The sequence below is a fragment of the Marinobacter sp. B-21 genome, from assembly GCF_056857895.1.
In genome coordinates this window covers 1-25,056 of record NZ_JBSXNZ010000029.1, presented here as the reverse complement: position 1 = coordinate 25,056, position 25,056 = coordinate 1, and the positions used below count along the sequence as shown (strand labels likewise).

The 25,056-nt window shown below is 57.8% G+C and carries 22 protein-coding genes and 2 pseudogenes; 13 read left to right on the top strand and 11 right to left on the bottom strand.

The features are described 5' to 3' along the window. Nucleotides 1-231 precede the first annotated feature (231 nt). The gene (locus AC13C0_RS01005) at nt 232-708 is read right to left on the bottom strand and encodes a hypothetical protein (protein ID WP_482953787.1); all 477 of its coding nucleotides are present in this window, start codon (nt 706-708) and stop codon (nt 232-234) included. Between the two features lie 420 nt (nt 709-1,128). Between AC13C0_RS01005 and AC13C0_RS01000 the strand changes: the two are divergent. Then, a pseudogene (locus AC13C0_RS01000) lies at nt 1,129-1,260 on the top strand (IS4 family transposase); the annotation flags it as partial. 356 nt (nt 1,261-1,616) lie between these two features. Next, nucleotides 1,617-2,540, top strand: a complete 924-nt coding sequence (dmeF, locus tag AC13C0_RS00995; protein ID WP_341581620.1) for a CDF family Co(II)/Ni(II) efflux transporter DmeF — start codon at nt 1,617-1,619, stop codon at nt 2,538-2,540. 24 nt (nt 2,541-2,564) lie between these two features. Here the strand turns inward: dmeF and AC13C0_RS00990 are convergent, their stop codons facing one another. Then, complete coding sequence (locus tag AC13C0_RS00990; protein ID WP_117620096.1) at nt 2,565-2,843, bottom strand: metal-sensing transcriptional repressor; 279 nt, start codon at nt 2,841-2,843, stop codon at nt 2,565-2,567. 80 nt (nt 2,844-2,923) lie between these two features. Between AC13C0_RS00990 and AC13C0_RS00985 the strand changes: the two genes are divergently transcribed. From AC13C0_RS00985 to AC13C0_RS00970, 4 genes and pseudogenes are all read left to right on the top strand, one after another. Beyond that, a complete protein-coding gene (locus tag AC13C0_RS00985) occupies nt 2,924-3,304 on the top strand; it encodes a hypothetical protein (protein ID WP_482953786.1) in 381 nt (126 codons plus the stop codon). A 48-nt stretch (nt 3,305-3,352) separates the two neighbouring features. Beyond that, nucleotides 3,353-4,087, top strand: coding sequence for a HupE/UreJ family protein (locus AC13C0_RS00980; RefSeq protein ID WP_482953785.1), 735 nt, complete (start codon nt 3,353-3,355; stop codon nt 4,085-4,087). Nucleotides 4,088-4,102: 15 nt separating this feature from the next. Continuing rightward, a complete protein-coding gene (locus tag AC13C0_RS00975; protein ID WP_341581618.1) occupies nt 4,103-4,801 on the top strand; it encodes a hypothetical protein in 699 nt (232 codons plus the stop codon). Nucleotides 4,802-4,868: 67 nt separating this feature from the next. After that, a pseudogene (locus AC13C0_RS00970) lies at nt 4,869-5,009 on the top strand (ISNCY-like element ISMaq5 family transposase); the annotation flags it as partial. Between the two features lie 87 nt (nt 5,010-5,096). Here AC13C0_RS00970 and AC13C0_RS00965 read toward each other — a convergent pair. The 3 genes from AC13C0_RS00965 to AC13C0_RS00955 all read right to left on the bottom strand — a co-directional run bounded on the left by AC13C0_RS00965 (nt 5,097) and on the right by AC13C0_RS00955 (nt 7,103). Continuing rightward, nucleotides 5,097-5,684: a hypothetical protein gene (locus tag AC13C0_RS00965; RefSeq protein ID WP_341581617.1), complete on the bottom strand. Its 588-nt coding sequence runs from the start codon at nt 5,682-5,684 to the stop codon at nt 5,097-5,099. A gap of 325 nt (nt 5,685-6,009) precedes the next feature. Continuing rightward, entirely contained in the window at nt 6,010-6,699 is a 690-nt protein-coding gene (locus tag AC13C0_RS00960; RefSeq protein WP_117620093.1) for an RES family NAD+ phosphorylase, read from the bottom strand. Continuing rightward, entirely contained in the window at nt 6,699-7,103 is a 405-nt protein-coding gene (locus AC13C0_RS00955) for an antitoxin Xre-like helix-turn-helix domain-containing protein (RefSeq protein WP_227539578.1), read from the bottom strand. Before AC13C0_RS00955 ends, AC13C0_RS00960 begins: the two co-directional genes overlap by 1 nt. A 547-nt stretch (nt 7,104-7,650) precedes the next feature. Between AC13C0_RS00955 and AC13C0_RS00950 the strand changes: the two genes are divergently transcribed. Continuing rightward, nucleotides 7,651-8,199, top strand: coding sequence for a hypothetical protein (locus tag AC13C0_RS00950; protein WP_205422239.1), 549 nt, complete (start codon nt 7,651-7,653; stop codon nt 8,197-8,199). Between the two features lie 214 nt (nt 8,200-8,413). Continuing rightward, nucleotides 8,414-9,088, top strand: coding sequence for a spermidine synthase (locus AC13C0_RS00945; protein ID WP_117620091.1), 675 nt, complete (start codon nt 8,414-8,416; stop codon nt 9,086-9,088). 3 nt (nt 9,089-9,091) lie between these two features. Here AC13C0_RS00945 and AC13C0_RS00940 read toward each other — a convergent pair whose 3' ends face one another. After that, on the bottom strand, nt 9,092-10,729 hold the full coding sequence (locus AC13C0_RS00940) for a methyl-accepting chemotaxis protein (RefSeq protein WP_117620090.1): 1,638 nt from the start codon (nt 10,727-10,729) through the stop codon (nt 9,092-9,094). Nucleotides 10,730-11,013: 284 nt separating this feature from the next. On the opposite strand from AC13C0_RS00940, the gene AC13C0_RS00935 reads away from it, so the two are divergent. Then, a complete protein-coding gene (locus AC13C0_RS00935) occupies nt 11,014-11,679 on the top strand; it encodes a hypothetical protein (protein WP_117620089.1) in 666 nt (221 codons plus the stop codon). Between the two features lie 28 nt (nt 11,680-11,707). Here the strand turns inward: AC13C0_RS00935 and AC13C0_RS00930 are convergent, their stop codons facing one another. Together AC13C0_RS00930 and AC13C0_RS00925 are read right to left on the bottom strand one after the other, a co-directional pair. After that, nucleotides 11,708-12,331, bottom strand: coding sequence for an L-threonylcarbamoyladenylate synthase (locus AC13C0_RS00930; protein ID WP_117620088.1), 624 nt, complete (start codon nt 12,329-12,331; stop codon nt 11,708-11,710). Next, entirely contained in the window at nt 12,331-12,684 is a 354-nt protein-coding gene (locus AC13C0_RS00925; RefSeq protein ID WP_117620087.1) for a BolA family protein, read from the bottom strand. The genes AC13C0_RS00930 and AC13C0_RS00925 overlap by 1 nt, the downstream gene beginning before the upstream one ends. A 275-nt stretch (nt 12,685-12,959) precedes the next feature. On the opposite strand from AC13C0_RS00925, the gene AC13C0_RS00920 reads away from it, so the two are divergent. The 4 genes from AC13C0_RS00920 to AC13C0_RS00905 all read left to right on the top strand — a co-directional run bounded on the left by AC13C0_RS00920 (nt 12,960) and on the right by AC13C0_RS00905 (nt 20,223). After that, on the top strand, nt 12,960-15,143 hold the full coding sequence (locus tag AC13C0_RS00920) for a DNA topoisomerase III (RefSeq protein WP_117620086.1): 2,184 nt from the start codon (nt 12,960-12,962) through the stop codon (nt 15,141-15,143). A 115-nt stretch (nt 15,144-15,258) separates the two neighbouring features. Beyond that, on the top strand, nt 15,259-15,993 hold the full coding sequence (locus tag AC13C0_RS00915) for a response regulator transcription factor (RefSeq protein ID WP_117620085.1): 735 nt from the start codon (nt 15,259-15,261) through the stop codon (nt 15,991-15,993). Further along, nucleotides 15,986-17,623 (top strand): FecR family protein, encoded by a 1,638-nt coding sequence (locus AC13C0_RS00910; RefSeq protein WP_117620084.1) that lies wholly within the window; start codon nt 15,986-15,988, stop codon nt 17,621-17,623. Before AC13C0_RS00915 ends, AC13C0_RS00910 begins: the two co-directional genes overlap by 8 nt. A 32-nt stretch (nt 17,624-17,655) precedes the next feature. Further along, nucleotides 17,656-20,223: a CHASE2 domain-containing protein gene (locus tag AC13C0_RS00905; protein WP_482953784.1), complete on the top strand. Its 2,568-nt coding sequence runs from the start codon at nt 17,656-17,658 to the stop codon at nt 20,221-20,223. Nucleotides 20,224-20,256: 33 nt separating this feature from the next. On the opposite strand, the gene AC13C0_RS00900 is transcribed toward AC13C0_RS00905, so the two are convergent. From AC13C0_RS00900 to AC13C0_RS00890, 3 genes are all read right to left on the bottom strand, one after another. Beyond that, nucleotides 20,257-20,652, bottom strand: coding sequence for a fibronectin type III domain-containing protein (locus AC13C0_RS00900; RefSeq protein ID WP_117620082.1), 396 nt, complete (start codon nt 20,650-20,652; stop codon nt 20,257-20,259). A 319-nt stretch (nt 20,653-20,971) separates the two neighbouring features. Beyond that, a complete protein-coding gene (locus AC13C0_RS00895) occupies nt 20,972-23,629 on the bottom strand; it encodes an AAA family ATPase (RefSeq protein ID WP_117620081.1) in 2,658 nt (885 codons plus the stop codon). After that, complete coding sequence (locus AC13C0_RS00890; protein WP_117620080.1) at nt 23,626-24,747, bottom strand: metallophosphoesterase family protein; 1,122 nt, start codon at nt 24,745-24,747, stop codon at nt 23,626-23,628. The genes AC13C0_RS00895 and AC13C0_RS00890 overlap by 4 nt, the downstream gene beginning before the upstream one ends. Nucleotides 24,748-25,056 lie beyond the last annotated feature (309 nt).

Here is a 25,056-nt window from a genome sequence, read left to right as displayed (position 1 = left end):
GGAGGAAAGCGCAGTTGAGTTGGGATAGAATCAGACATGGGCGAACCTTGTTTAGCTTCTTCCGAAGCGTTATTGGCGTAACTCCCATTATATCAATGGGTTGAGCAAGGTTCGCCTTTTTTTATGAATAATTCGGGCTAGCTGAGATGGTACCTGGTGCAGAAATAAGACCACCCGGAGAACCGGGTGGAAAGATCCTTAAAAAAACGGGTTTTGCCTAACCGGAACAATTTAATGTTCGAACATGATCTCCTCTAACGTCAGCGTCGTGCCCTGAACAGCAAGGGAGTCATAGGTTCTCCGTTTGAGCTCGGAAGACCAGGCATCAGGAAGCTCCTCCTCAAGGAAGTCCCATAAATCGACGGCATTGAGATCTTTTGATCCGGCTTCTGGAACAGCAAAACACAGTCCTGAATCTTCAATGATGCGTTCCGCCTCTCGAACGGCGAACCGGTCTATCGTCGAGGGGAGCGCTTTTTCAAGCCCGTTTAGTACTCGCAGACAGAATTCCGGATTTAAATACCGCGGCGCATCTGCATCTCGGTGGGACTCAACGGCCGCTGAGAGGGCGCGCCAAGGTGAGAAGCCACTGAACCGAGCGATCCGCTCCAGATGGTAGGTATAGCCAGGTCTAGTCGCCCTCGACTCTTCTTTGGCTGCACGTGTCAGGTGTTTAAGAAATGCGGTAGGTGTAGGTGCTGGGTACATCGTCCCCTCCAACTCAAATCGTATCGGCTGCCATTCCCGCTTAGCCTCCGCCCGAAAAGGTGAAGGAACAAACTGTTTTGCAAAGGGCTGCAAGGAGCTTTACGTATCGCGGGAAGCGCGGTGGCGTGCCCAAACACCTGCGCTAAAGGTATTAGAATGAGGCGACTGGGTCAACTTCGCATTGAGCCGGCTTCGGGATAGAGTTATCGTGTTTCGGATTTCCAGAGGCAGGATCTACCTGCGCTATGCGACTAAAACTTCAAAAGCACATAACCATCCGTTAAATACCTACCAGTTAGCTAGCAAACTAACATACCCTCTGCAGTCGGCGACAATTTGGGGGTACATATGGGGGTACAAAAAGCATCTCGATAAACTTAAATCATAATTACCAATAACTTGTGACCAAATTTGGTTCCTGCCGGGGGTACCACCGAAGTCCTCGCCACCTCCCTGCGGGATGCACAGGCCTTCCCCGCCGCCGACTTTGCCCCGCTTTACCACCGTCGCTGGGGCATCGAAACCGACTACCTGCGCCTCAAGCAAACCCTGCAGATCGCCTCATCCGGCGCTGACCGTTGCCACATCACCCCGGTGACGCTGTTTATCCCCTGCCCATGACGTCCGACAGGCTGCCAGGGCTGGCTTTTGGCTTGTCCGGGGCTTAAGTTGATGACGTCGGCCCCGTACCCAGCAATGCAACCACCTGGACCAGGAACAAATGGCGATAGGTTCGGTGTTTTAGGATCTCAAGCATCGCCTCTCTAGTGACATGGTCAGGACTGAAAGGTTGTGGTAGTCATCTGACTACAGTAGCATTCTCATGCTATCCCCCCTGGGGGGATGTGTCAAAAGCTCGATCTTGGCCCTCAGGCTCACTATTCGTCATCCTTGCCAGGAATACTGTTATGCACCACGAACGACTCGACCATTGGCAACATAATCACATCTTCGGTCAGGATCTGAAGCGCTCTGGCGAAATCCGAACACTCATCGTGGTGGGCCTGACGTTGGCGATGATGGCCTGGGAAATCCTGGCAGGGATCGTTTACGGCTCAATGGCCTTGCTGGCCGATGGCCTGCACATGGGATCGCACGCGGTGGCTCTGGGCATTGCCGCCTTCGCGTATGCGTACGCCAGGAAAAATGCAGGCAACGCTCGGTTCTCTTTTGGTACGGGGAAGGTCAATGCGCTGGGCGGCTTTACCGGTGCGATTCTACTGGCTGTCTTTGCTCTCTACATGGTCATCGAGAGCGTTGGGCGTTTTATCCAGCCAGTCCCCATTTCCTTCGATGGTGCAATTTTCGTGGCCATCATCGGCCTCGTGGTCAATGGGGTGTCAGCCTGGATACTGGGGGATGCGGGGCATGACCATGGCCACAGTCACGGGCATGATCACGGCCATCACCACCATGACCACAACCGCCGGGCGGCCTACCTTCATGTGCTTGCCGATGCCCTGACCTCAGTCCTGGCCATTGTTGCCCTTGTAGCCGGTAAATATGCGGGATGGAACTGGATGGACCCGATGATGGGTATTATCGGTGCCATTCTGGTAACACGCTGGTCCTGGCACCTGTTGAAAGACACGTCAAAAGTGCTCCTCGATGAGCAACATCAAGACATGGAGGAAACCGTCAAACTGGCAGTGGAAGACGACGATGCCAAAGTCAGTGATCTGCATGTGTGGGCGATTGGCCCAAACATTCATGCGGCTATTGTCTCAGTGGTCTCCCACCAGCCCGAGTCGCCCACAGTCTACAAGGAACGCATTCAGGCCCGCTGCCACTCCCTGGTCCACGTGACGGTGGAACCTTTGCGGTGTGAGTAACACAGAGAAGCAACAGTGATGGAATCAAAGATACCGGGCGATTGCCTTGAATTCATCGACGCGCCGCTGCTGGTCCGGCTCCAGCGGCCCGATGGCATCGTCCAGGCAATGCTCAATGTGGTCCTGTACCAGTACGCGCTTGGCTTGCTGAATGGCCTTTTCCACAGCGTGAAGCTGCTGCGCCAGTTCCAGGCAGGGTTTTCCCTGATCAATCATGCCAATCACGCTTTCAAGATGGCCGCTGGCCCGCTTCAGGCGTTTGATGATGTTCGAGTGCGATTGATGCGTATGATCATTTACCATGTTTAATTCCTATCCCCCACGGGGGGATGTTATCCTTTGTTTTCGCTGAAATCCAACAACCGACTCGACGCAACAAACTGATGATTTCGGCCATTCACCAAAGAAAACTGCTTCCGACGCTCGTCATGCTGTTCGCATTGGCGGGCCTGTCACTGTCGGTGATTGGCGAGGTGTTCTCTCACGGCGTGGCTGAGTTGGCAGGTGATTGGGAATCACGACTCAGCGGCCATTCAGACAGTCATGGTGGGCATGGGCACAGCCATGATTTTGACGAAGAACCAGAGGTCTCACTGCACCACGATGCGGGAAATCACACCCACGAGACAGTGGACCAGCTAAGGGTTCCCCTGGTTTCACAAAGCCTTACCGTTCTCCGGCAACAGGTGCCCTTTGCCGGTGATTCCCCCCGCAGCTTGCGCTATCGGCTCGAACGCCCTCCAAAAGCACTCCTTCCTGCTTGATTCTTGCCGCTTAGGCGGCCCACGGAAATAAATTCGATTGGAGTCTTTATGTTGTCAAGTTTGCTTGGCGGTTGCCGTATTATGTCCTCGACGGGCGCAGGCAGTCGTCTCTTCTGGATATTTCTGACACTGGGCTTGCTGGGCCTGAGTACCGATGTGCTGGCCCATTCTGTCGCCCAGGGCGATAAGGGGTACATTCAGGAAATTACCAGTGTAAACCTCATTGCGTTCACCTACCTCGGGGCCAAACACATGGTCACCGGTTATGACCACCTGCTGTTCCTGCTGGGTGTGATCTTCTTCCTCTACCAAATGAAGCACATCGCGATCTACGTGAGCCTGTTTGCCCTGGGGCATTCCACCACGATGCTGCTGGGGGTGTATTTCAACGTGGGCATCAACAGCTACATCATTGATGCAATTATCGGTCTCTCCATCGTGTACAAGGCACTGGACAATATTGGTGCTTATCAGCGCTGGTTTGGATTCCAGCCTAACACCAAGGCGGCCACGCTCATTTTCGGTTTCTTCCATGGCTTTGGCCTGTCCACCAAGATCATCGAATACGACATCTCACCGGATGGGCTAATCCCGAACCTCCTCGCCTTCAACGTAGGCGTGGAAATCGGACAACTCATCGCCCTGGCCATGATCCTGATCGGCATCAGCTTCTGGCGTAAAACCGACGGCTTTTTCCGCCACGCCTACACCGCCAACGCGGCCATGATGAGCGCAGGTTTCCTGCTCTTTGGCTATCAGCTCACCGGTTATTTTGCCGCCTAATTCTGGAGATTCAGTATGTACAACACCGATACACCAAGCCGTGAAGAATTGCCCAGCGCCGCCAAACTGATTCGATCAACCATCATCGCTGCCATTGTGGCACTGGTTCTGCTGGTTACTGTGGTAATGCCCGCCGAGTACGCCCTGGACCCGACCGGAGCGGGCCAACTGCTGGGATTGACCGAGATGGGCGAGATCAAGGAACAGCTCGCCGAAGAGGCCGCCGCTGACGAGGCCGCCCAGATGGTTGCCGTTCAATCCTCGGGCGATCAGCAGGCAGCAGCAGAAGTAGCACAACCTGTAGCTAAAGAACCCACCCAGGAAGCAGCCTCGAACCTGGAGCCAGAAACTGCGCCCCTCGAGGCGCAAACAGCATCAGAAGCAGTACCTGCGGAACCGCAGTGGCAGGATGAAGTGCGCGTGGTTCTCACGCCTGGCGAAGGTACTGAGTTCAAGCTCACCATGGAAGAAAGTGCCGTGGCTCGGTTCTCTTGGGCATCCGAGGGTGGCCCCATCAACTACGACACCCATGGCGATGGGGGCGGCCAGTCAATTTCATACGAGAAAGGCCGGGGCGTGCCGGAAGACGAAGGCAAACTGGAAGCCGCTTTTACCGGCAACCATGGCTGGTTCTTCAGAAACCGGAATGACAACGACATCACCCTGGTGCTCCGTACCGGCGGAGATTACGGACAGCTGAAAAAAATGCTGTAATAGAGACAGCCTGCAGAGGGCTGGCAGGACGCCAGTTCTTTGCCTTGCCCAGATTGGACGCCCGCGGGACACGGGGGTGGCTTCTCTGGATAAGCTGCGCATCGACAGTACCGTGGTGGCCAGCCCTACTGCTCAGCCCAGTGACAGCCAGTTGCTGAATGATGGCGTGCATGTGATCAGTCGGCTGCTGGCAAAAAGCAAAACCGACATCCAGGGATGAGCCAAACTGGTTGAAAACGCGTGTTTCTGGATGGGCACTGGCGAGCAGGCCTTCTTCTCACAGGGCCGCAACCGGTCACTGCACTCCTTTTCTTTTCTCGATATCTTCCGCGGCCTCACGCAGAAACGACTCCACGGTTTCGTCCGGCAGCAGTAACTGTTGTTCAATCATGGAATCCCGCCATTCCGTTGCTTTAAAAATACAGCGGTACTCGTTGGGAAACTCGATGTAAAGCCGCTTGAAGAACTCCCTGGCCAGTATTTTTTTGGGTGCATGCCTGCGTGATTGCAAAACCGCCATGTTATACAGAGCACCAGCCCGAACGTTATCCGGCTGACTCTCGTCTTCATAGATGCCCTCAAGCCTTTTGTAAACCTCTTTCAGGCCTGTAAGCCTGTATTTTTTAAGAATTTCGACCGCCGAGGTCATCACCCGGTCCTCCCCATACTTGCAAGGCGATTCGGCGTGGTCTCTCACATACCTGTCGACAGCACGGTCTACTTCACCCTTGTGTTTGTAGTCCTGTTTCTGATCCCAGATGAAAGCGGTGCCTGCGGCAGTTTCAATTGTACCCGGCATACATCCGGCGAGCAGTGAGCCAAGCAAAAGTAAAACAGCAAGCAACCAAGCCTTTCGAAATTCGGGTTTGAGATGAGTGATCATGGAATTCTTCCCTGACAACGTTTGATCTGGTTTTCACAACCCGCAAACGTTAACGGTTTATGGCGAGCGAAAACGTGAGCCTTGTATGAAAACTGCCAAGACACCGCGTAAACCGCTGAAGGTTGCCACCCATTCCACGTGAAGCCTGCCCGCATGAGCCCCCCAGAGAATAAATGCCGGCGAGCATCGGCCCGGTACCCGTAATTGGTGCGGGCAGGCTAAGATGCCGCTCCATCCCGCCACATACACTTAGTCCAGAGTGCCCCCCGTATCTCTGTAACTGGAGGCCGGGCTTAGGTTAATTTTTTAGCGTTTTTGGAAAAACTCATATACCGAGAACTTTATTTCTGTCTACGATCTCCCCGCCACACACGATGAATTCGAAATGCGCAGCCTGTACAACCGAATGAACGTGTCTTGGTGTAAATAACCCCCAGCAAGTGGCACCGGAATTTCGCACTGACCAGTACTGGATTCCCTCAGAATCGCCAGCACGAAGGTGCGCACCCAACACACGAGACGCGGAATAGTCGTCAGGTTGGTATATCCCGTGGGTCGCCGCCAACGCGGTGGCATCATGAATTACGCCCCCGGTAAACGTGCAGGCGAGGCCACGGAAGATCATTCGGTCGAATTTCAGGTCCTCGATATTCGCCAGGTATCGGCCCTGGTGATATTCAACCTCAGCGAGCGCTGTCTCCATGGTGTCGCCGATATACAACATTCCGTACTCGCCGTTACTGAACCGACTTCCGTCCGGGGAAACATGGGTAAAGGGCGACGCAGCATAGGGACAACCGGGAATGCCCCAGGGAATTTCCTCCAGGTCGATGTAATTGAGGTCACCGACTTCCTGCTTGAGGCGAGGGTTTGTCATGGCCTGCAGGTCGAAAAGATCCTGAAACTCATCGGGATCGGCCACATCGTTGAATATATCAATGGGAGGAAGCTTGGAGTTGACCAGGCGAAAGCCCTTTGTTTTCGGAACCGTTATGACCGGGAGGTTTAACCCCATCACCAGAGACCACCACGCAGGGCGTCAATGCGCCTGAACGTCTCGTATAGCGCTGCAAAATCTCCGCTTTCGATCACCTCCAGCGGAGCCCTACCATGGAAAAAGGGGTTGTGGTTCCTCTTTCGCATGAATCCATACACGTTCTCCGGATTTTCAAACACAATCCGCAGGGCCTGATGCATGTTCAGCAGGTAGCTGATGCGCGTGACCTGATCCCGGTCCAGACGGGCGCTCTCGGGATCGTTCCGGTACTTGTAAAAGGTTGCCTTCGGGAGCCTCAGAATAGCCTGCATCTGTTCGGCACTACATCCCCATTTATCGAGAATGTTGAACGCAGTTTTTAGGCCACTGACACCCATGCGACGGGCTTCAGCGAGTGATTTTTTCTCTGCAATCGCACTCATCATACTAACCCCGCTTTATGCGCATCAACAGTCTCATATTAGACTTCTAATCTCATAAAGTCTATTAAGGGACAGAATTCAGTGGGGCCCTCTTCACGCCACCGCGCGGTTCTTGGGGACAGCAGGACCGGCTTCGGAAAGCGACCTTCTCGAACCATCGCCAAATGCTCTTGGAGCAAACACGGTAACGTTGACTTACTTCTTTGATGCCATAAATAATCCCCTGTCGGGCGTTTCCGGGGAAACTTTCCGGTGTAGGCACGCCGGGCATAAACCAATCCGCTTGCCGCATCAACACTGGATGTCGTCAACACAGTTCGTGTGATTAAGCCGACCAGAAGTATCGACTCTCCTCCCTCCTTAAATCCCCTTTTCAGCCTCCTGTGTGTGCTTGCGAACAGACAGACGAGCGGTCAAACACTGATCCTGAGAGCCTGTGCTGGCGTCCGCTGACTGCCTTGGCATCTGCTGCGTAACGGGTCCGGGCCGAGCACGTAATAGCGCATTTCGGAAATGCAATCTGAAAAATGCAAGTAAGGAGCTTCTCATGATCAGAGTCTACACTGCGGCAATCACGCTCTGTTTTCTGGGTACCCTGCCTATGGCAGCATCCGCACAATCCCCAGAGTTCGGCCCGAATGAAGGCGACCGCGAATTCTCCCTCTCCGGAACAGGCAGTAACGACCGGGATTTCAACAGCGGCAGCTTCGGCGTGACCGGCGATCTGGGCTGGTATTTGCGGGATAACATGGTTGCCGGTGCCCGGCAAAGCATCAATTACGCCAGCATCGAAGGAGAAAGTGTCAAGGATGATTTCTGGAACGGCTCAACCCGTGGTTACTTCAACTATCAGTTTCTCGCTGATCGCGCGCGCCCCTTTGTCGGCGGCAGTCTCGGCGGGATCTACGGCGATGGCGTCAAGGACAGCGCCTTCGCCGGCCTGGAAACGGGAATAAAGTACTACGTGCGGACGAAGACCTATTTCCTCGCCCGAGCCGAATACCAGTTCTTCTTCAGCGACACCAACGACGCATCGGATGCCTTCCAGGACGACGGAGCCTGGGCTTATACGGTGGGTCTGGGTTACAACTTCTAATCCACAGCGAGCGCTGACGAAGTAGAGGAAGTCCTGAAACCTACTTCGTCGTCGCATCGCTGGCTGATTAAAGTTTTCTGTCCATCAGTGTTTCGCCAGATAGTCCTTTTGCCCTGGATCATCCGATAAATCGTAAGAATGTTCATCGTTGTATTCCGTTTTTTTGGATTCTCTAAGTTAAGATGCGAGTCCGACCCACCAAACGGAACCCCAAATGGCCCGCTTCACCGAAATCGGCACCGCAATCATTCCCGGCAAGGGAACCCGATTACGCCTGCTTCAGCGCAACGATGAGTTCTCTATCAAGATTGCCGGCACTACCGGTGAGTTGATGAACAGCCGGATACACGGCTCGGAAGATGCGCTCGCCACGCTGGCATGCGAGCGGATTGCAGATCAACCCTCCCCCCGGGTACTGATTGGCGGGCTGGGAATGGGGTTTACTCTGGCCGCAGCGCTGTCAGCACTGGGCGAGGATGCGCAGGTAACGGTGGCTGAACTGGTTCCCGAAGTTGAAGTGTGGAACCGGGGGCCGCTGGGCGCTGCTGCCAGGAACCCGTTGAACGATCCCAGGGCCAGCGTTCATGTTGGTGATGTGGCGGAATTGCTTAGAAGCAGCGATGGCGAATGGGATGCCATCCTGCTGGATGTCGACAACGGCCCGGAAGGGATGACCCGCAAGGAGAACAACTGGATTTACTCCCCGGATGGTATTGCCGCGGCCCAGAAATCCCTGCGCCCCGAGGGCATCCTGGCTTACTGGTCCGCCGGCCCGGAGCACGCATTTACCGAGAGGCTGCGCCGCGCCGGGTTTTCCGTGGAGCCGGTTACGGTGCGGGCTTTGCGCCCTGGCAAGGGCGCTCGTCACGTTATCTGGCTGGCGTGGTAACTGTTAACGCGCCGGTTTATGGCGACCGCCCTGGTTAAGCCGGAACTGCTCGATGGTTTTTCGCAGGTTTTCCGCCATGGAGAGCAAGTCTCCCGCAATGCGGGCCGTCTCCTTGGCGTCGCCGGAGGTCTGCTCCGCCGAACGGCTGATTTCGATTACGTTGTGATTGATGGATTCGGCAACCTCGCTCTGCTCATTGGCAGCGCTTTCCATTTCCTGGTTGAGATCGGTAATCTGGCGCACCGCCGCCGCAATGGCCTGTAGCTCGGATTCCACCTTGAGAATCGCGGATACCTGCTGTTCGGCCATCTCCGAGGCGTGTCGCATGGTGGCCACGCAGTCCACCACTTCGCCCTTAAGCCCATTGATGGTGTTACGGATTTCCTCGGTTGAATCCTGGGTGCGTGAGGCAAGTGCGCGCACTTCATCGGCGACCACCGAGAAGCCACGGCCCTGCTCACCGGCCCGCGCGGCCTCAATGGCGGCGTTCAGCGCCAGCAGGTTGGTCTGGTCGGCAATGTTGGAGATTACCTCCAGCATATCCGACATCTGACTAGTGCGCTGATCCAGCTGTTCGATGCGTTGTGCGCCGCTCTGTACTTCGCTGTTCAGCGCCCCGATGCCTTCCACCGCGTTGCGGGCGAGGCTCTCACCCTTAGTGGCGGATTCTGCTGTGTCCGCCGATTTACGGGTGGTGTGAATGGCGTTTTCCCGGACCTGCACGGCGGAAGCCGCCATTTCCGTGGTGGCGCTGGCCACCTGGTCGGTGTTGTCCCGCTGGGCCAGCACCTCGCGCTCGGTGGTGTCCGCCTTGCCAGCAATACTGCGGGCCGCCTGCTCCACTTGCTCGGCGTTGTCCATCACGGTGTTCATGCTCTCCCGGATCTTCGCCATCATCCGGTTAAACGCGCGGGAGACAGAGCCAATTTCGTCATTACGGGTTACTTCCAGCTCAATGGTCAGGTCGGAATTGCGGGAGATCTCGTCCATCCTGTCGTGGAGCCGGCGCAGACGGGAAAACACCAGCCGGCCCAAGGCCGCTGCCGTCAGGAAAAACACGGCGACGAATATGGCCACCTGGATGCCACCACTGGTGAGCAGCTGTTGGTGCAAACGGGCATCGCTTCCCGCCAGGGAATAATCCACCCGGATAGCGCCAAGTACGTCCCCTTCCCTGGCCTGGTGGCAACCCAGGCAGTTAACGCCCTGATAGTTCTCCCGGGCAATCACCGGCTCAATCAGGGTGTAGACCCGGCCCTCCTCATTTTTGGAATAAGCCTCCACCCGCTCGCCGGACAGCGCTTTCCTGTCCAGGGGCTCCCGTTTCTGTTCGGACTCCTTGCCGGTACCAAAGACCCGGTTCAGCAGATCACTTCGAATCACCCGCACATCCAGAACATCCTCGGGGGCCTTCACCTTTTCCCGAAGCACATCCCGGTTGCCAATGGTGCCGGTGATCATCATGGTGTTCAGCCCGTCGAAATAGGACTTGGCCAGCCCGTCGACATACTTGTGGCTGAACTCTTCAACATGGGCACGCTGTGAATTCGCGCTATAGAGCACGGTAAACACAAGTACCAGCGAGAAAGCCGTCGCCAGGGCAACGAGTAACAGGAATCGAATGGAGTAGTGTTTTTTCATGATAACCCGACTCAGGAACCGCTCTGCGGGCGGCTTGAAAATTGGTTTGACTGGATAAAATAACGGCCAACTGTCGCCGGACTTTATAGATATGTGTCATTTTTTTCCTGACTTGGGTCAGATCGGGGAGAGGTCAATGACACTCCCTGCATGGAAAAAGCAAACCGGGGAAAGTTCGGTGGAGTTGGCCTGAAAGCTGCAGGAACCAGTGGTAAGTACCAGAAATCTCAAGCACTGACTGTTCGGCAACCGCTCTCGGGCAAGCCGAAGGAGGAAAACCATCCATGTCCCTACTGACTTCACTGATCCGGGCAAGCACCCAGTTCCAGCAGGCCATGGAAAAGCGCCAGACACCGGCCACAGGCCCGGAAACCGCAGCGGCCAAGGCCCAAACAAAAACCGTAGAAGCCGAGCCGACCGCCGGTGATGACCGCTTCACACCCTCGGACAACAGTCAGACCGACCTCGGCCGCCTGAAGGCCCGCCGGCTCGCCATGGCCGACTACAAACAAACCGTGGGGCAGGATCTTGCCTTCGTGCGGGAGACACTTCGGCATAAACTTGCCGAATACAACCTGCACCCGGCAACCGCGCTCAACGTAAGCAAATATGAAAACGGCAGCGTTGCCGTGGAAGGAAAAATTGCAGACAAAACCCGGGCACTGATTGAAAAAGACCTGAACGTGAACAAAAACTTCAAGGAAGCGTTCAATCGCCTGAGCGTCAACGAACCGACGCTTGATTTCATGGACAACGCGCTCAAGCTGAACCAGGCCTACGGGGTCAACAACCCGCTACTGGACACACTGATCAGTGAAAACCAGCAGTTCAACGGCCTTCAGGACCTGGTTCACCGGTACGATACCCTGCGGCGCTCGGTGGGCGCCGGGCAGATAGAAGCGGCGGGCAATACTCGGGCGTACGCTTTCAACCTGAACGCCCGGGCATAGGATGGCCGACAGCGCCCCATCCGGGTAATCAAACTTCGAAAGGCGCCGGATCCCCTTTGCCAACCCGGGTCACCACCGGCGCTTCGCCGGTGAAGTCCACCACCGTGGTTGCCTCCATGCCGCAGAACCCGCCGTCAATAATCAGATCCAGCTCATGCTCCAGGGTATCCCGGATGTCGTAGGGATCGGTCATCGGCTCTGTCTCACCGGGCAGGATCAGCGTGCTGCTCATAATCGGCTCACCGAGCTCACCCAGCAACTCCTGAACAATGGCATTGTCCGGCACCCGCACACCGACAGTCCGCCGCTTGGGATGAAGCAACCGGCGCGGCACCTCACTGGTGGCATCCAGAATGAAGGTGTAGGGCCCCGGCGTGAAATTCTTCAGCAACCGGTACTGGGTGTTGTCTACCTTGGCATACACGCCAATATCGGAAAGATCCCGGCACACCAGCGTGAAATTGTGCTTGTCATCCAGCCTGCGAATCCGCTTGATCCGGTCCGCCGCCTGCTTGTCACCGAGGTGGCAACCAATGGCATAGGCGGAATCCGTGGGGTACACAATCACCCCCCCGCGGCGAAGGATATCCACCGCCTGGTTAATCAGACGCTTCTGCGGCGTCTCCGGATGGATCTGGAAAAACTGACTCATTAACCCTCTCCCTGAGCGGATCGTGCCGCCATCGCCGGACCCTTCTTGGACCCGCCCATACAATTCGGAGACTCCGGCGCCACCTGCCCGGACGCCTCCCACTCCTCTGGAGAATACAGATGCAGCGCCAACGCATGCACCTCCCCCTCCAGTTCCTCGGCCAGCACCTTATAAATCGCCTGATGCCGCCGCACCCTCATCTGCCCCTCAAACTCCGGTGACACCAGCGTCACCTTGAAATGAGTTTCAGAATTCGGCGGCACACTGTGCTTGTGGCTCTCGTTCTCCACCTGAAGAAAGCGCGCATCGAACGCCTCGTTCAGTTTGGTTTCAATTGCGTTTTGAATTTTCATGTTTTAGGACTCCTACTGCTCAACCCGAGGTTAAGGGGGCGAATTGCATGTGACCCGACGCGGGTATGGAGATAGCTTTCCCAAAAGTGTGTGTTGCCATGGATGGCAACACCAAGCCCCCATGGAAGGGTTCACGGCGTCTTTTGGGAAAGCTACTTCCACAGCCGCCTCCCCCATGCCCACCAGTCTACTACACATATCAGGCACCGCCCGAACCTTGACAGCTCAAAGCCAAAGCGCCACATTCCCATCCCGTTTCCAAAACACCAGACCCCATGCACCTGTACATCGCCGAAAAACCAAGCCTGGGCCGCGCCATCGCCGCCGCCCTCCCCGGCCCGCACCAGAAAGGCCAGGGCTGGATTCGCTGTGGCCAGGGCGAACAGGCTGCCACTGTCAGCTGGTGCATCGGCCACCTCCTGGAACCGGCGGAACCGGCCCGCTACAACCCGGCCTGGAAAAAATGGCGCCAGGAAGACCTGCCCATGTTTCCCGAAAAATGGCAAGTCATGCCCAAGGACAGCGTGCGGCAACAGCTCAATGTCCTCGAATCCCTGATCCGCCAGGCCGAAACCATCACCCATGCCGGCGACCCGGACCGCGAAGGCCAGCTTCTGGTAGACGAAGTTATCCGCTATTTTGGCGCCCGCGCACCGGTAAAGCGGATCCTGATCAACGATTTGACCCCGGCAGCCGTGGCCAAAGCCCTCCAGAGCCCGAAAGACAACCGCGAATTCCGGCGCCTGTCCCATTCGGCGCTGGCCCGGCAACGGGCCGACTGGCTCTACGGCATCAACCTCACCCGCTTCTACACCCTCAGCTATCAGCAACAGGGCGAACAAGGCGTCTATTCCGTTGGCCGGGTGCAAACCCCGGTGCTTGGCCTGGTGGTGGAACGGGACAACACCATCGAAAACTTCCGGCCCAAGCCCTATTTCCGGATTGAAGCCCGCTTCAAGGCCCAGGAAGAGGAAGCCGACCAGCAAACCTTCACCGCCCGCTGGCTGCCCGACGAACAATTCCGGGACCACCTGGACGAAGAAAACCGCCTGCTGAGCCGGGAAGTGGCCGAGCAGATAGCCGAGAGCGTACAAAGCCGGCCCGGCACCATCACCGAATCCCGCTTCCGCGACCGGCCGGAAGCACCGCCGCTACCACTGTCCCTGTCGGCGCTGCAGATCGAAGCCGGCCGGCTGTTCCGGATGGGTGCCAAAGACGTGCTTGATACCGCCCAGAACCTCTACGAGCGCCACCAACTGATCACCTACCCCCGTTCCGACTGCAGGTACTTGCCTGAGGGCCATTACGACCAGCGGGAACAGGTAGTGCGTGCCATTGGCCGGGTGGCACCGGATCTTCAGGAAGCCTGCAATGGCGCAGACCTGGGCAGGAAGACTGCCGCCTGGAACGATAAACAGGTCGATGCCCACCACGCCATCATTCCAACCAGCCGGCCGTCCCCCAACGGCAAACTCAGTGCGGCGGAACAGAAAATCTACGGCCTGATCAGCCGCTACTACCTGATGCAGTTCGCTGCAGACGCAGTTCACCGGGAAGGCAAGCTGACGGTACGAGTAGCGGAGCATCAGTTCCGCGCCACGGAAACGGCCATTCTGGTGCCCGGCTGGAAAGCCCTGGAGCTAAAACTCCGGGAAGGGCGTGCCGAGCCGGAGAAAACACCGCTGCCCCGGCTGGAGAAGGGCGAACCGGTGTTCTGCGAAGACAGCACCATCGCCGAACGCAAAACCCAACCACCCCAGCCTTTTACCGACGCCACGCTGCTCTCGGCGATGACCAACATCGCCCGTTTTGTAACCGATGCCGAGCTTCGCAAAACCCTGCGCGAGACCGATGGCCTGGGCACCGAAGCTACCCGGGCTACCATCATCGACACCCTGTTCAAACGGGATTATCTGTACCGGGACAGCCGGCACATCCGCGCCACCGACAAAGGCAAAGCCCTGATCCGTGCCTTGCCCGAATCGGTCAGCAAGCCGGATCGCACGGCGGTGTGGGAGGCCACCCTGGAGGGCATCCGCCGTGGCGAGGGCGACCCGAGACAGTTTCTGGAGACCCTGAAACGGGAAATCCGCGGCTTCCTGAACCGGCCCCAGGGGCAGCCAGCCGGCGGCTCCACGCCCCCGGACACAGACGCACCCGAGAACCCGCCCCACTGCCCAAAATGCCGGGCCCCCATGCTCGAACGGGACGGCAAGTTCGGGCGCTTCTATGCCTGCACCCGCTATCCGGACTGCCGCGGCACCCGGCCACTGGAAGAGGCCAGCCCCCAGGACGGCACCAGCCAGAAACCGATCCCCTGCCCCCACTGCTTCTCGCCCCTGGTTCGGCGAAAAGGCAAAAAAGGCTGGTTCTGGGGCTGCAGTAATTTCCCCGGCTGCCGACAAACACTGGATGACGACAACGGAAAGCCCGCCGTCCGTTTACGCAAGTCTACATAACGATACTGAACACAGATGCACATTTTGTGATAATTGATTGATATAGCAGAGCACTCTGCCCAAAGCTCGGCGCCATGCCAGGCAAAAAAAGAAGCAACACTCCGGGAGAGACTTAATGCGTATTGCCTTGCTTGAAGACGAAACCGAACAGGCACAGCACATCCAGTCGATTCTGTCTGAGCGCGGACACCACTGCGACAGCTTCCCTACCGGCCAGAGCTTTCTGAGCGCGGTATTGCACCGCAGTTATGACCTCCTGATTCTGGACTGGCAGATTCCGGACATGACCGGCATTGATGTTCTTGAAAGCATACGGGCCCAACTGAACTGGCCGATTCCCGTGGTTTTCCTCACCCAACGGGACAGTGAAGCGGATATCGTCCGCGCCCTGGATGCGGGTGCCGACGATTACCTCGCCAAGCCTGCCCGGGCGGCGGAACTGGTGGCACGTATCAACGCCCTGGCCAGACGCACAAACCCGGACAGCGAGAAAGAAGCACTTCGCTACGGGCCCTTCGAAATCAACACTCAGCACCGGATCATTTCTCTGCACGGCGAAGGACTCACGCTGACGGACAAGGATTTCGACCTGACCCTGTTCCTGTTCCAGAACCAGGGCCGCCTGCTTACCCGGGAAATGCTTCTGGAGCGCGTCTGGGGCCTGGCCCGCGACATCAACACCCGCACGGTTGACACCCACATGAGCCGCCTTCGCCGTCGTCTGGGTCTGAATCCGGAAAACGGTTTCCGGATCAAAACCATTTACCAGCGCGGCTACCGCCTGGAAGCCATGAAAGCCCGGGAGCAGGATGTTGATCCGACTGAGACAGACACGGTAACCAATGATTGATGCCCCGGCGCCAAAGCTGCCTGCACTGCTGCTGATAATTGTCCTCCTGGCCTGTGCGTTTCCGGCGGGCGCGGAGCTGTCGGTAACCCGTGGGTCCGCCGGGCAGTCTGACGCTTCATCTGCCAGCCTGGTGCCGGAATGGATCTATACCCTGCACCCGGGCGAGAGTTTCCCGGAAGTGGCAAACGACTTGCTCGCACAGAAGTACAGCGCCAACCGCCTGCTTCAGTACAATAAGATCACCAATGGTGCCACCCTCGGAGCCGGCGACGCCATTCGCATTCCCCTGGCCTGGCTGAAGCGCCAGCCCCAACCGGCGAAGGCCGCCACCGTCTCGGGAACCGTTCAACTGATTTCAGGCAACACTGGCCGCAAGATTCGCCTGACCGAAGACACCCTGATTCAAGTAGGCGACGAGATTCTGTCTGCCTCTGGTACCGCGACCATCGAACTGGCCGACGGCTCGGAAGTACGGATCTCGCCTAACTCCCGCCTGATATTCAACCGTCTGACCCAATACGGCAAAGCCGGTATGGTCGACACCCGCCTGCGGCTCAACCACGGTGAAATCCACACCCGGGTGAAACCGATAATGGAAGGCGGAGCACGTTTTGAGATTGAAACTCCGTCCGCCGTGGCCGCCGTGCGCGGCACCGCATTTGCCCTCCAGGCCTCAGCCAAAGGCACCAGCCTGCAGGTAACCAAGGGCGAGGTGGATTTCGGCGCGCCGGGCAAAACCCGCCGCATCCCAGCCGGGTTCGGCGCCAGCCTGTCTACCAATAGCACCAGTGGCCTGAGTATTCGCCGCCTGCCGCCCGCTCCGGAAATTAACCCTCTGCCACCCACGCTGACCCAACTGCCATCAACCATGACCTGGCGGGAAAGCCGGGCCCCCATGCACCGGGTGGACATCTTTGAAGCCGACAGCGGCCGTTGGGTGGAGAGCCGGGAAATCACCGGCAACAGCTTTGATATCGGCCGGCTGGACAACGGCAGCTACGAAATTCACCTGGCCGCCCTGGACAGCCGTGGCACTGCCGGTATGCCCGGTGTGATTCCGGTCGAAGTCGACCTGCAGGCCAGAATAGCAAGTCTGATGTCGCCCTCAGACGGTGATACCGTAAACGATGACATGCCGGAATTCCGCTGGCAGCTCAATGGCGATAACGAAGTGGCCCGGGTGGAAATCGCCGAAGACAAAGACTTCCGGAACCTGGTCGCCACCAGCGAATGGGCACCGGAAACCTCCGCCCTGCCGTCTCGCCCCCTTGGGCCGGGCAAATATTACTGGCGGGTGGTGACCGAGGCCGGCGGCAACTCCGTGGCCACCACCGGGCCCCGGCAACTGGTGGTAAACGGCAGCCTGCCGCCGGTGCGCATCATCAGCGTCAACTACATCGACAGCCAGGTGCGGGTGTTCTGGGAAAAGATCGTCACGGCCACAGATTACCGCTTGCAGCTGTCTGAAGAGCCGGGATTCAACAACATCATCAAGGAAGCCACGCTGTCTGATACCACAGCAGCCTTGCGTCTGATTCCCGGAAGGCGGTATTTTGTGCGCCTGAAAGCTCTTTCTGACGGTCCGCTGCAAAGCCGCTGGGGACCCGGGAGGGAATTGTACCTGGAATAATCCTTTGATCGACGAAACACACAGCAGGGCTCATGAACCGGGATTGGCTGCCAATAAAAACGACCCCCTGGACACTGGGCCTGATACTGCTGGCACTCCTTCTGCTCATCCAGACCACCACCCTGCCCCAGCGCCTCGATTACTGGCTGTACGACAGGGCCATCACCGCCAGCCCGGTGCACGCCTCTGACGACGTTGTTCTGGTTACCATCGACGAACTCAGCCTGAACCGTCTGGGCCGTTGGCCATGGCCCAGGAACCTGCACGCGGAACTGATCGCCAAACTCAACCAGGCAGGTGCCGAGACGATCGTGTTGGACATCCTGTTTGCCGAGCCCTCATCAGATGATGATGAACTGGCCGAACAGATGCGCAACCACGACAATGTGATTCTGCCCGTTTACCTGTCACCGCCCACCTCCCAGTACTTGTTAAGCGAACAACTGCCCGTCAGCAAACTTGCTTCGGCGGCTGCTGGCCTTGGCCACGCCCATGTAGAGCTGGACAACGACGGCGTCGCCCGCGGCCTTTATCTCTATAACGGCCTCGGCGAGCGCCTCTGGCCCAGCCTTTCCCTGGCCGCCACGGGCGAAGCGCCGCAACGCGCAGAAACCAGGGACACACCCCCTTACGTGAACGTACGGGATCAGTACCGGGCGGTTCCGCTGATCGGCGGTGCTGGCTCCCTGCCGGCGTACTCGTTCGCGCAGGTACTGACGCAACCACCCTCGCCGGAACTGTTCAACGGCAAGACGGTGTTTGTAGGTGCCACAGCTGCCGGCTTCGGAGACATACTGCCAACGCCCTTCTCCGGCCTCAGCCGCCCCATGTCCGGCGTTGAATTCCACGCCAACGTGTTTTCCGCCCAGGCCAGGGGGCTGCTTATTCGCCCGGCACCGGAGTGGGCATCTGCTTTTCTGGCGTTGGCAACCATTCTGGCACTCGCGCTTGCCCTTCCCTCCATGCGGCCGGCACGTACCCTCCTGGCCTGCACAACTGCCGTGATTGCGCTGGCCGGGTTCTACCTGTTCATGCTGTTGGTTCTCCGATGGTGGGTACCACTCGCCAGCGCGATGATCGTTCCTTTCCTGGCCTTCCCGGTATCCAGCGGCCTTCGCCTGGCCATGACCAACCGCTTCCTGAACCGCCAGCTGGATGATCTGGCCAGAAGCCCCCAGGTTGCCCTGCCTGCGCCTTCAGGCCGGCATCCGACACAACTGCTGGAGCATTTCCAGGCCCTGTTCCAGCCCACCGGATGGCTACTCACAGAGGAGAGCGACATTTTGTCCAGGCGGGACCTCTCCCCCGCCGACATTCCACAAGACCTGACCCCTGGCCACTGGCTCCACGACAGCAACCGCAGCTGGATTCAGCTCTTGCGCGGAGGCACCCGCTACCATCTTGGCCTGGTACTGCCCAACGACCTCGGCCGCGAAGTCATCCAGCGCTATCTTCGAAGACTCCACCTTGAGCAGACCGCACCGGCAAACCGCATCGCCCGGCCCAGCGAGAACATCTCCGCACGGATCGAACGGGTTCGCGCTGCCACGGATCGGCTGAATCATATGCAGCAGTTCATCCGCAGGAGCTTCGAGCGAATGCCCGATGGCATCATAGTGACCGACGAGCTGGGTGTTATCCGCTTCGCCAACGGCCATATCGAAGAATGGTTCCAGGAACCCATGCCAAGCCTGGGCGGCCTGCCTCTCGTTAAACTCCTTGAAGGCCACGACCCCCGGGAAACCCCTCCCTGGCATGAAACGGTTTCAGACACCCTCACGCTGCGGCAGAGCCGCACCGTGGACCTGAGAATTCGCGACAAGGACTTTTTGATCCACTTCGCCCCGTTTTCACTGCCCGACAGCGACCAGCAAGGCATCATCGCCAACATTTCCGACATCTCGGAACTGCGAGAGCAGCAGCGCCAGCATCGCGAGGCCATCGACTTTATTTCCCACGATGTCCGCTCACCGCTGGTCTCCCAGCTGGCGCTGATCGAGCAGCTCAAACGCGACCCCAGCCACATTGAGCAAAGCCAGTTGGAACAATTGGGCAGACTCGCCCGGCGAAGCTATCACCTGGCCGAGGAATTCGTGCAGCTTGCCCGGGCCGAACAGCTCACCGAGACCCGGTTTTACGAATGCGAGTTCCTCGCCATCGTTGAAAACGCCCGGGACAGCGTCAGTGAACAGGCGGTGGAGAAACAGATACAGCTTCAGCTGCAGGGCACGGAAGATCTCTGGCTCCGGGGTAACGCGGAGCTATTGGAGCGAGCGGTGATCAACCTGCTCACCAACGCGGTTCAGTACAGCCCGGAAGGTTCCGCCGTCAGCATTCAGGTATTCCGGGCGGGCCATCAGGCGTGCCTTGCCATCGCTGATGAGGGCTCCGGCATCGATCCGGAAGAACTGCCATACCTGTTTGACCGTTACCGGCGGCAGAAAAGCAGCGAGCTGGCAGGAGTACACGGCACCGGACTCGGGCTTTCCTTCGTGAAAACCGTGGTAGAAAAACACAAAGGGGAAATTTCGGTATCGTCTACGCCGGGCGAAGGCTCTTCCTTCACCCTGAAACTGCCGATCGCCGACCCAATGGCCTGAGGCTAAATACCTTCAGGCAACGGGTTGCGGACTTCAGGAACTGAAGGCCTTACTTACTACTTCGGAGGGCTCGCTGATCAGCCCATTGACGTCCTGAACCTGAATGGTGAAGTACCAGGTGCCGTTCTCCAGCCCGCTTACTTCGTAAGACATCTCCGCCTCGGCAGCCGCATTGGTGACAATTACTTCCTTGCTGAGGTTATCGGTATCCTGACCGTACCGGATAACGTACTTGTCCAGTTCGCCCATCGGGATGCTCTCACCGTTAACCCGGGTAAGCGGCGCACTCCAACTCAGAACCGCAGAGCTCTCCGGTGACGAGGCTGGCGCACTGGAAGCGCTGGAACCACCTCCCCCACACCCTGTAAGCAGCACTCCAAGAACAAACGCGGCAATCCATGCCTTAGACAATTTTATGACGCGTTTCATATTAACTCGGCACCTGTTTTTCGTCGAATTTGTGAAATTCTATAAAACGAGGCGGATTATCGACGTGATATCTGTCATTTTTCCAATTAATAAATTGTCAATTTTTCGTCAGGTAGCAGTAATAAAGTAAGGAAAGGTACTGATATGGCAGGCAATTTTTTGCCTGGGCAAGCCGATGATGGTGAGCGGTGTTGTAGGAAAGTCTAAGGCGCCCGGGAAAACGACAGATGTTGTTGGAGCATAGCCTCAAATACGCCATCAACGGCGCGCCCCCCCAACAGCGCTTGTAAGTGGACGAATTATTGTCCCTGGCAGCTTTCTAGCCCAGGTTACCAGTAGCCTGCTCTTTCATTGCCTGAATATCCCTGGGCGCAACACCCAGGTCACTCCACTTTTCCGGATGGCAGGTAAACAGCAGTATCTGGTGCCGGTTGGCGGCGTCGAACAGAATGCGTTTCATGTCTTCCAGGCGATCCGTGTCGCTGTGCACCAGAGTGTCGTCCAGTATCACCAGAGTGGGCCTTCCGGCTTCCCGCAGCAGGTCTGCGTAGGCGAGGCGGCTGATCAGCCCCATTTGTTCGCGGGCGCCATAGCTTAACTCGGCAATCTGCCCCAGTTCGGTGCCCCGAGTGAACGTGCCCGGCCTTAAGTGTTCATCAACTTCCAGGGTGGCTTGCGGGAACAGTAGTGAAAGGTAGTGGTTCAGGTGTTTTTGCAAGGGTGCCTGCAGGCGCCGGGTCAGTGCCTGCCGTTTTTCTGTCAGCAATGAGAGCAGAAGGTTCAGCGCCTGGGCGCGACGATGCAGCTCCTGGTAGCGTCGATTGCACTGTTCAAGCCCGGCCACTTTGTCGCTGAACTGCTCTTCCAGGCCTTCGGCACCCCAGGCTTCCAGCCTCACCTGTATATCTCTCAATTCCCGCTGCCGCTCTTCCTGGGTCTGGCGCAGGTTGGTGATGCTGCGCTGATAGCGTTCGATGTCCTGCTTCAGGATCGCCGGGCGGGCTTCCTGTATTTCCTGCTCACGGGCCTGCAGGGTGGCCTCCAGACGAACCCGCTTTTCTTCAATTTCCGCCAGCTCTGTTGAGAGCCTCTGGAGCTGTTTCCGGTGCTCCGGGTTTTGCACTTCGTCCTGCAGCTGTTGCCACTCGGATTTAGCATTGTCGCGGGTCTGGCGGCGGGTCAAAAGCTCCGTTTGGTGCTTCCGTTCCTCGGCCTCCGCTTCGGCCAGCCGGGTTTCCGCCTGGGCACGCCCTGCTTCCGCTGAGGCAAGGTTGGTTACCTGTGGCTGCTGACCCAGCTCTGGGGCCGGGCTGTTTTGCAGTTCGGTTTTTGCATTTTGCAGCTGGGATTCGGTTTCTTTCTGGTCCGCCAGTAGCTGATCGATACCCATAGGTGCAACAGACTTGAGCAACTCGCGGGTATGCCGCAGCGTCCTTTCGGCGGCCTCATAGGTTGCCACGCGATACTCAGCCTGCTGAACGGAGCTCACCCCGAGCGTTTTCATCTGTTCGGTCAGGCTTTGCTCCAGCGCCGAAAGTTTACGGCGGGTACTGGCGAGATCCGCTCCACCAGGGGTGATTCCCAACGTGCCTACACCCGGAATCACCAGGCTGGATTCCTCCAGCAATTGTCTCTCGCCCTGCCCCTCCAGCGGTTCCTCATTCAGAGCCAACCTGGCGCCTGGCTCCAGCCGCCAGGTTAATCGGGTTGCGATGGTCTGCGAGCGAATGTTCTCGTCTTTCAGTTCATGCCCGGTGTCCTTCAGGATTTTCACCGCCTGGGCATCAATCTGATTCTGCCGCGCCTGGTCTCTCGCTTGTTCGAGCTCATGTTGGTACTGCCGGGCGTTCGCAAGGTTCCGGGCCAGTGTCTGGGATTGCTGTTCGAGCCGGCGGATGTCCTGCTCCAGCCGGGAACGGATTTCCTGCAGGCGGGCCTGGTCGACCTGCTTTGTGGCGACTTCATAGGCAGACTTTGCCTCCCGGACCTTACTCGCAATGGACGGGCTGCGGGCCTCAGCCCGCTCCAGCTCCCACTGGGCTTTATCAAGTTCCACCTTGCGGACATCCAGTTTCTTGCTCAGGCTTTGCAGCTGTTCCTGGTTCTGCCGTAACAGTTGCTGGTTGTTCCGCAGGTGGGTCAGGGTTTCCTTTTCCCGGACCTGTTGTTGCTCGAGCCTCTCGACTTGCCGGTACCGCTCCTTCGCCTGTTCAAGCTGGCGCTCGGCCTCTTCCCAGGGGCGCTCATGCCGGGTGCGTTCGTAGTCCTGGGTCAGTTTGCCAAGCCGGTCTACCTGCTCCTGGTAATTCTGGATGCGCGCCTGCAGTTCGTCGATTTCCTGCCGGTGTTTTTCCCGCTCTTTCTCCAGTTTCTGGTAATCGCCACGGGGTTTGCCGGTCGGTGTGAACAGTTCACTCCAGCGGGCTTTGACCTGTTCGATCAGTTCGTCACCACCAGTGCTGGCCACTTCACCGACCAGGGAATTGAGCGCTGACTTGAGGTGATCGCCCGCATGCTCCACCGCCTGTTCGATGTTCTGCCCGGTACCCTGCTCAACCCACAGCAGCCCGGGCACGCCCCAGTGCTCGGGCTTGCTGACGCCCTTGGCGGAGAACTGGAAGCCAAGGAGTTCTGCGAGTTTTTCTTCGGCCTCGTCTTCGCTGTAGCTGTCCAAATCGATCTTGAGGTCGCAGCGTTTGCGCTGGAGAAAGCTTTTTACCAGATGCCAGGACTTCTGCTGGGCCTCAAACTCCAATGTAATGGTAGGGGCTGCCGCAGAATCGCCCCAGGGGCGAAGATCCTCCACAGAGCTGGTCCGGTAACGCTCAAAGAAGGCGGCACGAATGGCCCGCACCAGGGTGCTCTTGCCGGACTCATTAGGGCCGTGAATCAGATTCAGCCCCGGCTGCAGGTCGTCCATCACAAACGGCTGCCGGAACTGGCGAAGCTGCTCCACCTTCAGACGACGAAGTTTCATTCGCTGGCCTCCAGTTTCCGGTCTTTCAGCAGCCCGGCGAGAATGGCAAGGGCATCCCGTGCAACTTCAGCGTCGCCGTCCTTTTGTTGGGTTCTGAGATGTTCGATGACTTCCCCTACGTATCCATCCGCCTTCAGGGCAGCGATGTCCTCGTCGGTGGGCTCCAGCTGCAACCCGCTTCGATCACACTGGATGCTCCGGAACCTGGCCTCGGCCACGGACAACGCATTAATCAGTTTCTCCTCACCGGCCAGAGTGACCGATCCTTCCAGGCGAAGATCAACCACGGATGACTCGGGTAGCGCCTGGAGTCTTTCCAGCATTTGGTCCAGATCGGATTCAACAGCCAGGGTTTCACGCCACTGGTGCCACTGGTAGCGGGCGGTTTCCAGAGGCGTTACCTTCGGCAACTCTCCTGGCCCGGGCACATCGACGATCAGGGCGTAGCCGGCACCGTTGTTCCGAAACCGTTCCGGCTCCGGTGTGCCGCTGTACCAGGTGCGCTCATCAATCTGTTTGGTACCGTGCCAGTCACCAAGAGCGAGATAATCCAGACGGGCTGCTTCGGCACGGTTTGGCAATATGGGATTGGCGGAGTCAATGTCGTCGGGCAACACACCTTGCACGCTGCCGTGGGCAAGGCCAACCCGGATCAGGCGTTCCGGGGTTTCCCACGTATTGAAGATTTCAGTGAGATCGCTGTAGGTGTTGCGTTGCGTCAGAGGGGCGCAGAGGATCGCCAGGCCTTGAGGTTCGAGACGGATAATGCCCGGTTCCAAAGCCAGATGGACATTTTCTGGCACCGCGCCGAGGCGCTTCGCTCTTGTCCAGACGCTTTCCACCAAGGCCGCATCGTGGTTCCCGGGCAGCATTACCCAAGGGCCCGTAAATGCTTTGATAGCGTTGAATACGCGGCGAATGGTTCGGTCTGCGACGATCTGGGCGTCAAAGACATCTCCTGCCACCAGGACCGCATCGCACTGGTGCTCGTTAGCCAGGCGAGCGATTCTTTCAATGGCCTCAAAGCGGGCTTCAACCAGCGCCGCGCCGTCTTCTGTTTCGAAGCGACTGAATGCCCGCCCCATTTGCCAGTCTGCTGTGTGTAAAAACGTGGGCATCTTGCCTCCCCCAGATCAGTACGAAACGGTGTGCAGCCTTAGCCGCCGGGGACTTTTTAGCAGATATCGCACCAACAGTCAGCGACAAATCATGTCGTAACGGCCGTGCATCACGGCCCAGCAAGTAGTTGTTGAAAGCAGTGCTTTCAAGCTTGCAGAGGGAGGCGGGCGATCGAGTAGGAGGGGGAGTTACCTCCCCCGTCCTCTCACACCACCGTACGTACGGTTCCGTATACGGCGGTTCATGGCTGGCTCTGAAGCCGAGTCATCGTATCCAACAAGCTTACCAGAGACAGGCGGTTAAAGACC